Source organism: Soonwooa purpurea (genome assembly GCF_053891095.1).
The window spans coordinates 1-14,782 of record NZ_JBSSMA010000001.1; the positions used below are offsets into that span (position 1 = coordinate 1).

The 14,782-nt window shown below is 36.2% G+C and carries 10 protein-coding genes; 3 read left to right on the forward strand and 7 right to left on the reverse strand.

Annotation, left to right across the window (positions count from 1 at the left end; translation table 11 throughout):
• Positions 1 to 153: 153 nt before the first annotated feature.
• The 5 genes from ACVFVN_RS00005 to ACVFVN_RS00025 form a co-directional block, all read right to left on the reverse strand.
• Complete coding sequence (locus ACVFVN_RS00005) at positions 154 to 582, reverse strand: transposase (protein ID WP_456233648.1); 429 nt, start codon at positions 580 to 582, stop codon at positions 154 to 156.
• Positions 583 to 684: 102 nt separating this feature from the next.
• Positions 685 to 2,943 carry a reprolysin-like metallopeptidase gene (locus ACVFVN_RS00010; RefSeq protein ID WP_456233649.1) on the reverse strand — a complete coding sequence of 753 codons (2,259 nt, stop codon included), beginning with the start codon at positions 2,941 to 2,943 and terminating at the stop codon, positions 685 to 687.
• 19 nt (positions 2,944 to 2,962) lie between these two features.
• A complete protein-coding gene (locus ACVFVN_RS00015) occupies positions 2,963 to 3,427 on the reverse strand; it encodes a hypothetical protein (RefSeq protein ID WP_165132295.1) in 465 nt (154 codons plus the stop codon).
• Between the two features lie 162 nt (positions 3,428 to 3,589).
• Positions 3,590 to 4,657 (reverse strand): DUF2891 domain-containing protein, encoded by a 1,068-nt coding sequence (locus ACVFVN_RS00020; protein WP_456233650.1) that lies wholly within the window; start codon positions 4,655 to 4,657, stop codon positions 3,590 to 3,592.
• Positions 4,658 to 4,737: 80 nt separating this feature from the next.
• Complete coding sequence (locus tag ACVFVN_RS00025; protein WP_165132301.1) at positions 4,738 to 5,880, reverse strand: acyl-CoA dehydrogenase; 1,143 nt, start codon at positions 5,878 to 5,880, stop codon at positions 4,738 to 4,740.
• 165 nt (positions 5,881 to 6,045) lie between these two features.
• On the opposite strand from ACVFVN_RS00025, the gene ACVFVN_RS00030 reads away from it, so the two are divergent.
• Entirely contained in the window at positions 6,046 to 7,818 is a 1,773-nt protein-coding gene (locus ACVFVN_RS00030; RefSeq protein WP_456233651.1) for an AMP-dependent synthetase/ligase, read from the forward strand.
• A 184-nt stretch (positions 7,819 to 8,002) separates the two neighbouring features.
• The gene (locus tag ACVFVN_RS00035; RefSeq protein WP_456233652.1) at positions 8,003 to 9,763 is read left to right on the forward strand and encodes an AMP-dependent synthetase/ligase; all 1,761 of its coding nucleotides are present in this window, start codon (positions 8,003 to 8,005) and stop codon (positions 9,761 to 9,763) included.
• A 60-nt stretch (positions 9,764 to 9,823) separates the two neighbouring features.
• Here ACVFVN_RS00035 and ACVFVN_RS00040 read toward each other — a convergent pair whose 3' ends face one another.
• Both ACVFVN_RS00040 and ACVFVN_RS00045 read right to left on the reverse strand, forming a co-directional pair.
• Positions 9,824 to 10,729, reverse strand: a complete 906-nt coding sequence (locus ACVFVN_RS00040; RefSeq protein WP_456233653.1) for a TIGR01777 family oxidoreductase — start codon at positions 10,727 to 10,729, stop codon at positions 9,824 to 9,826.
• Between the two features lie 12 nt (positions 10,730 to 10,741).
• On the reverse strand, positions 10,742 to 11,566 hold the full coding sequence (locus tag ACVFVN_RS00045; protein WP_456233654.1) for a CvfB family protein: 825 nt from the start codon (positions 11,564 to 11,566) through the stop codon (positions 10,742 to 10,744).
• 348 nt (positions 11,567 to 11,914) lie between these two features.
• On the opposite strand from ACVFVN_RS00045, the gene uvrA reads away from it, so the two are divergent.
• On the forward strand, positions 11,915 to 14,704 hold the full coding sequence (gene uvrA / locus ACVFVN_RS00050) for an excinuclease ABC subunit UvrA (protein ID WP_456233655.1): 2,790 nt from the start codon (positions 11,915 to 11,917) through the stop codon (positions 14,702 to 14,704).
• Positions 14,705 to 14,782 lie beyond the last annotated feature (78 nt).

A 14,782-nucleotide genomic window follows, 5' to 3' on the forward strand; every position in this document is an offset into this window, starting at 1 on the left:
AATACAGTTTCTTTCCACTCATTTTTGGATGAATCATTCGCAGCTCTGCTACCCAATCCACAACCTGCTGTGCATTTTGTTGCCGCTTTGCTCTTCGTTTCAAATGACGATAATAAACCTGTCGGTCCACCCCGAACAATTCACAGGAGAAACTTATGGTTTCTTTTTGTTCCTTTGGGAAAGAGTCGATAGTTCGGGTGGTGAGTTTTTTCGTATATCAATTTGATATTCCTCTTCGGCAAGGTTAATCATCATGTCGAAAATAATAGCTTTTTTATCCGCTACATAAGCCTGTTTTTCAAGAAAGGTCTTCTGTTTTTGCAAAAGTTTTACTTGAGCTTCAAGCTCCATAATCTTTTGTTCTGGTGACTTTGGCATATTAGAAGGCGTTTGGTTCTCCCAGTCAAAGGTACCAAATTTTCTGAGCCAACTCACAACTGTGCTTCGGGCTTGGATGCCATATTTACGACAAGCGCCCACAGTAGATAACTCCCCAGACTCAATTTCTTTTACAACGTTCAACTTAAAAGACATGCTGTAATCGCGTTGGGTGCGTTTTACATAATTGTTTCTTTCTTCCATAATAACGATTCTTTTTTTGTATCGCTATTTCAGGACGGGACAAATAAATAAAAAAAGCTACTCAAAATTGAGCAGCTTTTTTTATCGAATATCGTTTAAAAATTATTTAGTAATAATTAATTTTTTCGAAGTTGATTTGCCATCATGGTCAACTTTTAAGAAATATACGCCAGAGCTTAAGCTTGACAAATCAATTTTCTCAGTTTGCTTACCTGCAGCTTTCAAATCTTTTTTAGCAGTTACTAGACGCCCTTCCGCTGTGAAAATGCTGTATGAAACATTTTTTGCATTAATATCTAAAGTGAAGATACCATTCTTAGACGGATTTGGATGAACAGCGACTACATCTTTAGCAGTATTAACATCTGTTGTCGCTAAATCTGAATTAATTTTAAACTTCGTTTTATTAACGTTTAAGAATACGTTATCAATTGCTTTAATCATAATTCTTGCATTATCAGTAAGTCCCCAACCTCCTGGCACTGTGAAGATATATGTACCATTGTTTGGTGTACTATCTACTACAATATGCGGGAACGTTAATCCTCCGTCTGTAGATAATAATATCGTAACATTTGCTGTATTAACAGGCGCTACGTTGGTATTAGCTACATCCCATGTTATGGTTTGTGAAGAGCCTAAATTCCACACCACATCATTTGCAATCTGAGATGTTACAACGAACGGACCTGATGTTGCATCTACAGTTAATTTGATATCATCTCTTGCTGATTGTCCTCCAACTGGATTGTTATCTCTTACCAAGAGCGAAAAAGTAAGCGTTCTTGCTACCGTTGATAATTTTTCCCATGCTCTATAATTAGAAGCTGTATTTATGCCGCCATTATAACCTTCAATAATTGTTGATAGTCTTGGGAAATATCTGTCTGGAGAAGTACTTGCAAATAATGATCTAAACATAGGACCAACCGTGTTAGCTGGACGAGGAGGCATTGTTGCCGATCCATAATCAATCTGTTCCCAATTGTATGTTATCGCATCACCATCTGGGTCAGAAGCTTCACCCGTCAATACAAATGGTGTTTCTTTTGGAATAGTTCTGTCTGGTCCTGCATTAGCAACTGGTTCGTTATTACCTGTTGGTGTATTAGCGCCACAATTCCCTGACGTTGTTATGTGATTATACATTTCTCTAATACTTATTGCATGGAAATAGGCATCACTATTATTTTGTACATTTGGAGAGCAGATACCAGCATATCCCATAATTGTGCTAGCACTTCCAGGCTCAATTGATGTTGAGTTATTTCTGTTACAATTGTTATTTTGGGTATGATTTGCTCCAAACTGATGTCCCATCTCGTGCGCAACATAATCAATAACAAATGGATCTCCAACAGGGGATGCAGAACCAGTTACCCCACCAGCTTTATAGGTATTGCTACATACAGATGGACGGTATGCCACACCGTTATCATTCCCTTGTTGTGCTTGGAAATAAACGTGTCCGATGTCATAATTAGCAGAGCCAATTGTATTATCCACTACAGTTTGATTAGCACCAAGCATTGAACTTGCATTTAATGGATTGTAAGAATCCGAATGAATAAAAATTAACAAGTCATTATTAGGAACCAATTCTAATTTAACAGAAATATCGTTGCCATAAACTTCATTAAGTCTATTAACCGTTAAGTTAAGCGCAGCCATAACCGCAGTTTTCTTCTGTTGATCTGTACCATTACCAACCCCTGCAGCATTAGCCGTAAAGGCCGTATATTCAATCGTTGTAGCGAGTGCTAGTCTATACTTTCTCATTAGACCATCTACAACCGTTTTTTGATCACCAGCTGATTCTAAAGTTTGCTGAATTTGTTTTTCATTAACCTCATCGAACAGACATTCAAAATTACGCTTAGAGGATGCACCTTTTCTGTTATACATCATATAGACTTTATTATCTTTTGAATAAGAATCTATATAAGATATGTTCGCATTATTTCTAATAATCGCATTAAATCCAAAATATGGATCGTAAGTGAATGAAATTTTAGTTAACGGATCTCCAACTTTAACGCCTGTGAAAGAGCGCACGTCAGCATATTTGGCCTGTAAGTCAGGATGCATCGTTGAAGATTCTATAACTTCAAAGGTATCTGTTGTACCATGTTCGTTTGGAAATTTCATTAAAGTTTTTCCACTATTCTTTGAAATAGCCGATAATTGGGATACAAATTGCGACTCATTAAGTCCTAACAATTTGTAATCTTGTACACTAATGACTCTTTCTCTCGTGTTATTAATATTTCTATTCGAAATATTTGACCATGAATTTTGCTGAGCAAAAATCCCTCCAGATAAGAGGCTAATCCCTACTCCTAGGAATAATTTTGATTTCATAAATATTTATTTTTTGCGATTAATTTATTTTTTCTAGTTTAATTTGTTTGGGTTGGCTTTGGATTTTAAGAATCAAAACGGGATGCGTTTTCTTATCTTCTTGATATTCCGAATTTTCGATTTCTTTATATTTAACAAATATACTTTTGGCATCAGCTTTTAGGCTAACAACTTCTAAGTCAGCATAAGGCATTTTAGAACTCAGTCTCGGTTTCAAAACCAACAAGCTTTCATCAGTATTTAAAGCTGGTATTGGCGCGGATCTTTTAAAACTGGGATCATTAAGTTTCACATATAAGGCCATAACCTCCTCGATAGAATTTATGATAAAAACATCTTTGGAACTGAAATCTTTATTAAGTCGTCGCTCTTCTTCGAATTGGATATCTCTCATTTCTTTACTATCTTGGATATTTATATTGGATGATATTGCATTACAAGACAATACAAAAACGAATAGAAATATAGGTGCTAATATTTTCATCTTTTCGCCCAAAGATAGAAATAACATTCTAAAAAGAAAATTATATGGTGAAAACTATTAGAATTTAACAATTATAATCCATTAATTACAACAACTTATTAAAATCCTTTTCTAACTTATTTCATTAAAAACCAAAACTATAAAACATCATTTTATAAAAAATTAATCTTGATTCATTATTGCAAAAACCGCAAAACTCGCAAGCCAATGGTCGCCACCATAATTACTTTTAGCCATCATGGGCAATGCTTTTTCTAAGAAATGTTCTGAAGTTTCAGCAAATGCGTTCTTCAGCGGATGACTTTCTGGCAAAGCTTTAGAAATGGATTTCATACACCAAGCTTTACTAAAGGAAAGCCCCACCAAATGCACAGTTTGGTAATCTTCCAAATCGCTGACAATCGGGATTTTAGAAATATTATCGATGCTTTTTTTATCATAAAAATTGTTGATCCAAACTTCAAAATCTTTTTGAGAGAGTACACGGCGCATAAGATCTGCAATTTCTAAACTCGGTGAGAAAAAATCCGAACCATCGGGCTCCAAATAGGCTGGTGTTTTTTCATCTTTTAAATAAAAGTCTTTGGCTTTTTGTACAAGTTGATTTTCAAAATCTTTATCACCCACTTTCCTTGCCCAATCTATGGCAAAACCCATTGCAAAAGCAGAATTAGAATGTACACCTGTTCTGTTAGGATAGGTCTGCTTGGGAAGGTAAGTTTTCCACAATCTAAGAATCTCATCGGTCAACGGCTTCATATTTTGATGCCAAACTTTGGCTTTTGGATGCTGCCAAGTTGCGAGTTCTTCATCCAATTTTAATAACCAAGCCCAGCCGTAGGTGCGTTCAAAATTTTTTGCTAAATCATATTTGGTGAAATAAAGCGCTTCCTTTTTTAAAGCTTCGGCAGTAAAACTTTGATCCAAAATTCTTTCAATCTTTGAGGTTTGAAAAATATTAGGTTTCTCTTTTAAAATTTTTACCAACATCCAATGTCCATGCACCGAACTGTGCCAATCGAAACAGCCATAAAAGGAAGGATGCAAATCGCTGGGACGTAGGCTAACCTCGTGTACCGAATTAATGATATGTGCCGTTTTGTTAGGATATTCTTGCTGAATGCATTTGAGGGGCATCGTTGCTAATTGGTTTGCCAATTGATCTGACAATTCTGTTTTCTGAGCGGCCAGAGTGGAAGGTATTAATAAAAGGAGTCCTAGATATTTCATGTCAAGATTTATAAAAGTTCTAAAATACAAAAATCCCCTTCGTTACCGAAAGGGATTTTAAATATCTCAAAAAAGTTGGATTATTTTTTAGCGATACTTCTTGAAATTACAATTTTCTGAATTTCTGAAGTACCTTCGTAGATCTGAGTGATTTTTGCATCACGCATGAATCGTTCTACGTGGTATTCTTTAACATAACCGTATCCACCGTGTACTTGTACAGCTTCAACCGTTGTATCCATCGCTACTTGTGACGCGTATAACTTCGCCATGGCACCACTTTCAGAAATATCCAGACCAGCATCTTTCTCTGCAGCCGCTTTAAAACAAAGCATTCTCGCCGCTGTAATATTAACATGCATATCTGCTAATTTGAAAGCAATAGCTTGGTGATTGATAATTTCTGTTCCGAAAGCTTTTCTTTCTTTTGCATATTTTAACGCCAATTCGTAAGCACCAGAAGCGATACCTAAAGCTTGAGAAGCGATACCGATTCTACCACCATTCAACACAGCCATCGCAAAGTTGAACCCGAAACCGTCTTCACCAATTCTGTTTTCTTTTGGCACTTTCACATCTGTGAAAAGTAAAGAGTGTGTATCACTACCTCTAATGCCTAATTTATCTTCTTTTGGTCCAATTTCGAAACCTTCCCAACCTCTTTCTACGATAAAGGCGTTGATACCTTTATGCTTCTTCTCTGGATCTGTCTGTGCAATAACGATATAATAAGATGCGTTACCACCGTTAGTAATCCAGTTTTTAGTACCGTTTAATAAATAATAATCACCTTTATCTTCTGCAGTTGTACGTTGAGATGTTGCGTCAGATCCAGCTTCTGGCTCAGACAATGCGAAAGCACCGATAACTTCTCCACTTGCAAGAGGTTTTAGATACTTCATTTTTTGCTCTTCACTAGCAAATTTTTCCAAACCTGCACAAACCAAAGAGTTGTTAACAGACATTACTACTGCTGCAGAAGCATCTACTTTTGCTATTTCTTCCATAGCTACAACATAAGAAACACTGTCAAGACCAGCTCCGCCGTATTTTGGATCAACCATCATACCTAGAAAGCCTAGCTCTCCCATTTTCTTAACTTGTTCTGTTGGGAATTTTTGATGCGTATCTCTTTCAATAACGCCAGGAAGCAATTCAGTCTGAGCGAAATCTCTTGCTGCTTGCTGAATCATCAGTTGTTCTTCTGATAAATTAAAATCCATATCAATTAAAAGTATTGTTTGCTTGTAAAATTACGATTTTTTAGGAAATTTAAAACGATATGTTATGAATAAAAAACAGCTTTGTTATTTTAAGAAAAAAAACTATATTTACGAAAATCAATAATTTATTTAAATTAATTAAAAACTTATCAAACTTTCAACTATATGTCTGTCAAAAGAACATTCGATTTTGCTCATAAGGCTCTAAATCAATATCCTAAAAATGATGCGTTGGTCACCAAAAAGAACGGAGAATGGAGAAAAACATCCACCTTAGAGTTTATTAACCAAGCAAACAAAATTTCGCGAGGACTACTAAAGCTAGGCATTAAGCCTGGTGATAAAATAGGATTGATAACTTCCACCAATCGTACAGAATGGAGCATCCTGGATTTGGGAATTTCCCAAATTGGCGCCATCAGTGTTCCTGTCTATCCAACAATTTCGGAGGAAGATTACGTTTATATTTTTAATAATGCAGAAATTAAATATTGTTTCGTTTCTGATGCTGAACTATATAAAAAAATGAAAATTGTGAAGTCAGAAGTCTCCTCATTGGCTGGCGTTTTTTGTTTTGACGATGTTGATGCCGCTCCCAATTGGAAAGAAATTCTGGATCTTGGTGAAGATGATGCCACACAAGAAGAAGTTAATGATTTGTCAAAAGGCATTCAGGAAGATGACGTGGTAACTTTGATCTATACTTCAGGAACCACTGGCCGACCAAAAGGTGTGATGCTGACCCATAAAAATATTGTTTCAAACGTATTAGGAAGCGATTCCAGAATTCCGCGGGATAAAAGTATTAACTACAAAGACCTTCGCGCACTGAGCTTCCTCCCAATCTGTCATATTTTCGAAAGAATGGTTTATTATATTTTCATTAATAATGGTATTTCTGTTTATTATGCGGAAAGCATCGAAAAAATTGGTGAAAATGTCAAAGAAGTAAAACCTCATTATATGACTGTAGTTCCGCGTTTGGTAGAAAAAGTTTATGACTCTATTTATAATAAAGGAACAGCTGCTGGAGGTTTAAAATCAAAAATATTCCTTTGGTCCATTTCCATTGCTGAAAAATACAACTTACAAGCGCCAAAATCTTTCGCACATATTATCGTGGATAAACTGGTTTTTAAAAAATGGAGAGAAGGTTTGGGCGGTAATTTAATAACATTAGTTTCGGGATCTGCCGCGCTTTCGTCCAGGCTTAACAGAATGTTTCAAGCTGCAGGAATTCCAGTTTTGGAAGGTTATGGCTTAACAGAAACCTCGCCTGTAATTTCGGTAAATAGTTTCGAAAAAATGAGACTAGGCTCTGTGGGAGTTCCATTAGAAAACGTCACTGTCAAAATCGCTGCAGACGGCGAAATTATAGTAAAAGGACCTTCTGTATTTAATGGTTATTATCAAGATGAGGAAAAAACCAAAGAAGCTTTTACCGAAGACGGCTATTTCAAAACTGGAGATATTGGACATATCGACGACGATGGATTCTTGTTTATTACCGATCGTAAAAAAGAAATGTTCAAAACTTCGGGAGGGAAATTTATCGCGCCTCAGGTCATTGAGAACCATGCAAAAGCTTCAAAGTTTATAGAACAAATTATGGTGGTCGGCGAAGGCGAAAAAATGCCAACAGCTTTGATACAGCCAGATTTCAATTTTGCGCAAAATTGGGCCAAACTTAAAAATATCAACATCGGCACAAAACCAGAAGAAATTGCTAATAGCCCAGAATTAAAAGCTCGTATTTTGCAAGAAATGGAAACTTTAAATAAAAAACTAGGCAAATGGGAACAAATCAAAAAAATTGAATTGACACCAAAAGTTTGGAGTATTGATGATGGTCTATTGACGCCAACACTCAAATTAAAAAGAAAAGCTATCAAAGAAGCCTTCAACGATTTGTACCAAAAATTATACGACAGAAAATAAAATTAATTTTCTTCAACCTAAAAGAGGCTGTCTCAAAAGGTAAATCAATGCTCTGAGAATCTTCTAAATGACAAAAGTTGTCAGACAGGAGTCCGAGAGAAGGGGTGCTTTTGAGACAGCCTCTTTATTTTTTTGAAAAAATTGATAATCCTTATATTTGCATCCAACCTTTGTTACAAACAACATGACATTAACTCGAATTTTCGACATACCCTATATAACATTAAAAAAATACGCCAAGTCTGATTACATCAATGACAAAATTGATGGCAGTTGGCGACATTACAGCACCGCAGAATTCATAGCAACAAGCGACCAATTCTCGCGTGGACTAATGAAATTGGGACTAAAAAAGGGCGATAAAATAGGCTTAATAACCTCAACTAATAGAACCGAATGGTGTGTTATCGACCAAGCGGCCTTGCAATTAGGAATTATCACAGTTCCTATCTACCCTTCTATTTCTCAAGCAGATTGTGTGTATAATCTGGGAGATTCGGATTGTTTTTATTGTTTCGTTTCCGATGAAAAACTTTACAACAAAATTGATGAAATACGTAAAGATCTTCCATTATTAAAAGATATCTATACTTTTGACAAAGTTAAAAACGCTAAAAGCTGGAACGAGATTTTAGACTTAGGAAAAGATGATAGCTCACAAGCAGATTTAGAGCAAATTAAAAAAGAAATTTACCCCGAAGATTTGGTGTCAATCATTTACACTTCTGGCACGACAGGAACACCCAAAGGCGTTATGCTGACACACAACAATATCGTACAAGATATGATTGGCTGCGAAGATAGAATTCCGCGTCGAGAAGGTGACGACAGCCGTGCGCTGAGCTTTTTGCCGATGTGTCACGTTTTTGAAAGAATGATTTTCTACCTTTTCACCTACAATGGTTTTGCAATCTATTTTGCCGAAAGCACCGATAAACTTAGTGAAAATCTTCAAGAGGTGAAACCACATTATATGACCGTTGTGCCGCGGGTTATTGAGAAAGTTTATGATTCTATTTACAAAAAAGGAACCGAAGCTGGCGGCATCAAAAAAAGAATTTTCTTATGGGCTTTAAAAATTGCTGAAAATTACAAACTAGGAACGTCGAAAACTTTTTGGCACCATATCGCCGACAAATTGGTGTTCTCAAAATGGCGTGCTGGTATTGGTGGCAATATTCTAACTTTGGTATCTGGCTCTGCTCCACTTTCAAAAAGATTGAACATCATGTTCCAAGCAGCGGGAATTCCCATTCAGGAAGGCTATGGCTTAACCGAAACATCGCCAGTGATTTCTGTTAACAGCTTTGAATTTATGAAAATCGGATCTATTGGAAAACCACTTTTCAATGTCGATATTAAAATTGCAGAAGATGGGGAAATTTGTGTAAAAGGTCCAACGATTACGCAAGGTTATTACAAAAATCCAGAATTAAGCGCACAAGCTTTTGATGCTGAAGCTTATTTTAAAACAGGCGACATTGGTATTATTGACAAAGATGGTTTTTTATTTATCACCGATAGAAAGAAGGAAATGTTCAAAACATCGGGAGGAAAATATGTTGCGCCTCAAGTTATTGAGAATCTTGCCAAAGCCTCTCTGTTTATAGAACAAATTATGGTGGTTGGTGAAGGCGAAAAAATGCCGACTGCTTTGGTGCAACCCGATTTCGAATATGCTAAACAATGGGCCAAAGAAACCAACATCAACATCGGAACAACACCTGCGGAAATTGCAAAAAATCCAGTACTAAAAGCTGCCATCGAAAAAGAAATAATTAACCTCAACAAAAATCTTGGCAACTGGGAACAAATCAAAAAAATAGAACTAACACCCGAGATTTGGACCGAAGACAACGGCATGTTAACGCCAACGTTGAAGCTAAAACGAAAAACGATAAAAGAACATTTTATCAAACTTTATAACAAACTTTACGATAGATAACAAACAAAAAGAGCTTCACTTGGGAAGCTCTTTTTTATTTTAAAAGTTCAAATCAAAAACTTATTTCAAAAGATTTTTCAAAGCAGAATCTAGATTTGGGTACTTGAATTTAAAACCTTGTTTTTCAATTTTATCAACCGAGACGCGACTGCCTTTTAGAATTAAATTTGACATTTCTCCGAACATTAATTTTAACATAAAAGCGGGGACTTTTGGAAAGACAATTTTCTTTTCCAAAATTTTGGCAATCGTCTTTACAAATCCTTTATTGTTTACAAATTCTGGCGTTGCAGCATTGTAAGCTCCTTCCATCGCCGTATCCTCCAAAGCTTTTTGATACATAGCCACCATATCATCGATATGTATCCACGGCATCCATTGTTTTCCAGAACCAAGTGCAGAGCCAACATTTTTTTCTATCGGTTCTTTTAATTCCTGCAACAATCCGCCATTATTTGACAAAACACCCGATGTTCGCAAAACGACCACTCTCTTTGACACCGTTTTAAACTCATCAGCTTTGGCCTCCCAAGCCTGACAAACTTTTCCTAAAAAATCTTGTGCTGGCGAATCGTTTTCAGTGAAAATTTTATCCGAAGTTACTGCACCATAATAGCCAATGGCTGAAGCCGAGACAAAAACCTGAAGTTGTTGCTGACGTTTTTTTAATTCGGTTAAAAGAAAATCGGCGGCATTAACGCGACTTTCCCAAATCAAATTTTTAAATTTCTTCGTCCAGCGGACCGCAATGGGACTTCCTGCGAGATGGACAATGGCTTCCACGCCGTCCAAAGCAGATTCTTCAAGATATTTTTTTTCGTAATCCCAAAGGAAAGCTTGGTAAGGGCTTTTTTCTTTTTCGTTATCATCGCGAACCAAAACAGAAACCTCATGATTCTCCGCAGTTAATCGTTCGCACAAAGCTCTTCCGATAAGTCCTGTAGCGCCAGTTATTAGAATTTTCATTTTTATTAAATCTTAAAGCAAACGGATTTTATCGTCTTCGATTTCAATTTTTTTATCTTTATAAAGACCGCCAATCGCTTTTTTGAAATTCTTTTTGCTCATTTGCAATTCGGATTTTATGTCTTCTGGCGAAGATTTATCCGATAGATAAATTAATCCGTAATTGTCATTCAGTTTGTCCAAAATAATTTGTTTGTACTCATCAATATTTTCATAACCTTCTGGCTGAAGTGACACGTCTATCTTACCATCTTCGCGTATTGCTTTGATATAACCGCCTTCCGTGGAAAGTGGATAAAGCTTTTTGTAAACATCGGAAGCATAGATCAGTCCGATGTATTTTTTGTTGACAATAACATTCCAGCCCAGTTCGGATTCGCCCACCATCAAAAGATCTACTTTATCTCCTTTTTGGAAAGGAAGATCGGTGTATTGTGGATTTCTTTTAAACTTGGTCGTTCCTGTAATTCTTCCAGAAAACTCATCAATATAAACATAAACAATGTAGCGTTTCGCTTCTTGGATTTTCCCTTTTTGTTGTTTGTAAGGCACAAAAAGATCTTTAATAATTCCCCAATCCATAAAAGCGCCGCTAGGAAGACTTTGTACGCAACTCATCACCGCAAATTCGTCCACTTCACACAACGGAATTTCGTTAGTCGCTTTTAGTTTATCATCATCTTGGTACACAAAAACTTCGATGTCGTCGCCAACTTCCAAAGTTTGATTCACTAAAATTTTTGATAAAAAAGCCTGTTCCTGAAATTCGTCTGTTAAGATATATCCAGAATTATTGATTTCGTTGACTTTTAGCCACTGCGTCTTGCCTATTTGCATGTTATATATTTGTTGCAAAATTAGGGAAAATAAAAACATCGGCTTACGATAGTTGTTTTGTTTTAAAATTTATTTCTAAACTTAAAAACTAGCCTAAAGCATGGAGATATATTTTCATTTGTAAAGGTTATAATGATTGTTTTACAATTAAGTTTTGTATAAACTTAGGTCTAAGATTATACAAAACATATTTGGCAAAAGTTTTTCTATCCTAAATTTTAATTTTCTGATAACAAAAGAAAACATTGCAGAAACAAAACGAATAAAAATATAACTTTATCAAACTTTATAATTTTTTAAAGCCACAAGATTCTATTTTTCCGTAATTTTGTGGGTCTTAATTTTGCTATGGCTACAACCTCAGAAATCGATATAAAAAAACAAATTTTTGTTAAAAACGCGCACCTCAATAACCTGAAACACATTGATGTTTTAATTCCAAAAAACAAACTCATTGTGATAACTGGTGTGTCAGGAAGTGGAAAATCTTCTTTGGCTTTTGATACTATCTACGCCGAAGGCCAACGCCGTTATGTGGAAAGTTTGAGCTCGTATGCACGTCAGTTTTTAGGAAAATTAGAAAAACCGAAAGTTGACGACATCAAAGGTCTTGCGCCATCTATCGCCATTCAGCAAAAAGTTATCTCTTCCAATCCCCGATCAACCGTTGGGACATCAACAGAAATTTATGATTATCTTAAACTTTTATATGCGCGGGTTGGTCATACTTTTTCACCTATTTCTGGAGAAGAAGTCAAAAAAGACAGCGTTTCGGATGTTATCGATTTTATAAAATCTGCGAAAAAAGACAGCAGTTTTATTTTATTAGCACCTTTAGATTATAAAGTAGAAGATTTTTCTGAGCAACTTAAAACCCTGAAAGTTTCTGGCTTTACAAGATTGGAAATTGGTGGTAACGTAGCAAGTATAGAGGATTTAGAAAGCTTTGGCTTTGCACCAGAAATAGGTACCCAAATCAATTTGGTCATCGACCGGTTCAGTTATGAAGAGGACGAAAACTTTTTGCAACGTTTGGCAGACTCGATCCAGATGGCTTTCTATGAAGGTCACGGTTATTGTAGCTTAAAAAATAGTGATACCAATGACATCCGCGAATTTTCTAATAAATTTGAGTTAGACGGAATTGTTTTTAACGAGCCGAATGTTCATTATTTCAATTTTAATAATCCTTATGGCGCTTGTCCAACATGCGAAGGCTACGGCAAGATTATCGGTATCGATGAAGATTTGGTAGTTCCTAACAAAAAACTTTCCGTTTTTGAAGATGGCATAGCACCGTGGAAAGGCGAAACGATGAGCGAGTGGAAAAAATCCTTCATTAAAAAAGCTAAAGATTTCCCTATTCATAAACCTTATCACGAATTAACGAAAGAGCAAAAACAATATTTGTGGCGTGGCGATAAGTCCGCAAGTTTTCCGAGCATTGATAATTTTTTCAAAATGCTGGAAGAAAATTTGTACAAAATCCAATACCGCGTGATGTTGTCGCGCTACCGTGGAAAAACCACCTGTCCAACCTGCGAAGGTTTGCGATTGCGCGAGGAAACTTCTTGGGTAAAAATAGATGGCTATAATATTCAGTCATTGATAGAATTGCCTTTGGATGAGCTTTTGCCATTAATCGAAAATTTTAAACTTTCCGATTATGATGCTGAAGTTGCAAAACGCTTGTTATATGAAATCAAATCAAGAATCGGTTTTTTACTGAAAGTTGGCCTTGGCTATTTAACACTTAACAGAACCTCCAACACACTTTCTGGCGGAGAAAGTCAAAGGATAAATTTGGCTACCAGCTTGGGAAGTTCGTTGGTTGGATCAATATATATTTTGGACGAACCAAGTATTGGACTACATTCTCGCGATACCGAAAATCTTATTGAAGTCTTAAAAAGTTTGCGCGATTTGGGCAACACCGTTATTGTTGTAGAACATGATGAGGATGTGATGCGTACCGCAGATTACATTATTGATATTGGCCCAGAAGCAGGATATTTGGGTGGCGAATTGGTGTTTTCTGGAGATTATAAAGATTTGAAAAAAGCCAATACCTTAACCTCAAAATACCTTAATAATGAACTCCGAATTGAAGTTCCCAAAAAACGAAGAATTCCTAAAGAATTTATTAAAATAAAAGGTGCTCGACAAAACAATCTCAAAAATATTGATGTTGATGTTCCGTTAGAAGTTTTGACCGTTGTTACGGGCGTTTCTGGTAGCGGCAAATCTACTTTGATGAAGGAAATATTAACCAATGCCGTACAAATTCAACTCGGGATGGGAGGCAAAAAAGCCGATTATGACAGTGTCGAATTTCCGAAAAAACTTATCAAAAACATCGAACTGATTGACCAAAATCCTATTGGAAAATCCTCCCGATCCAATCCTGTAACCTATCTTAAAGCTTATGACGATATTCGGGATTTGTTTTCGAAACAAAAATCTGCCAAATTATTAGGTTTAAAACCGAAACATTTCTCTTTTAATGTAGATGGCGGTCGTTGTGACGAATGCAAAGGCGAAGGGGTCATCACCGTGTCGATGCAATTTATGGCGGATATCGAGTTAGAATGTGAACATTGCCACGGCACACGTTTTAAAAATGAAATCCTTGAGGTTAAAGTTGACGAAAAAAACATTTCGGATATCCTGAAAATGACGGTTGACGAAGCTTTGGCTTTCTTCACCGATTTGCAAGAAAATAAAATCGTTCAAAAGTTAAAACCTTTACAAGAAGTTGGTTTGGGTTATTTGCAATTGGGGCAATCCTCTTCCACCCTTTCTGGTGGCGAGGCGCAACGTGTAAAGCTGGCATCATTTTTAGTAAAAGGTGTCACCACGGACAAAACTTTATTTGTGTTTGACGAACCTTCTACAGGCTTGCATTTCCATGATATTAACAAATTGATGACTTCCCTACAAGCTTTAATAGAATTGGGCCATTCGGTGATTGTCATTGAACATCAACCCGACATTATCAAATGTGCCGATTATATTATCGACATTGGACCAAATGCTGGAAAATACGGTGGTGATGTTGTTTTTACAGGAACACCAGAAGATTTGGCAAAGAATAAAAATTCAGCAACTGCAAAATATATTGCCGAAAAACTAAAATAAAAATAAAAAGAGGCTGTCTCAAAAGTCCCCCATCTCTCTGACTCCTATCTGACAACTTTTGTCATTTAAAAGATTCTT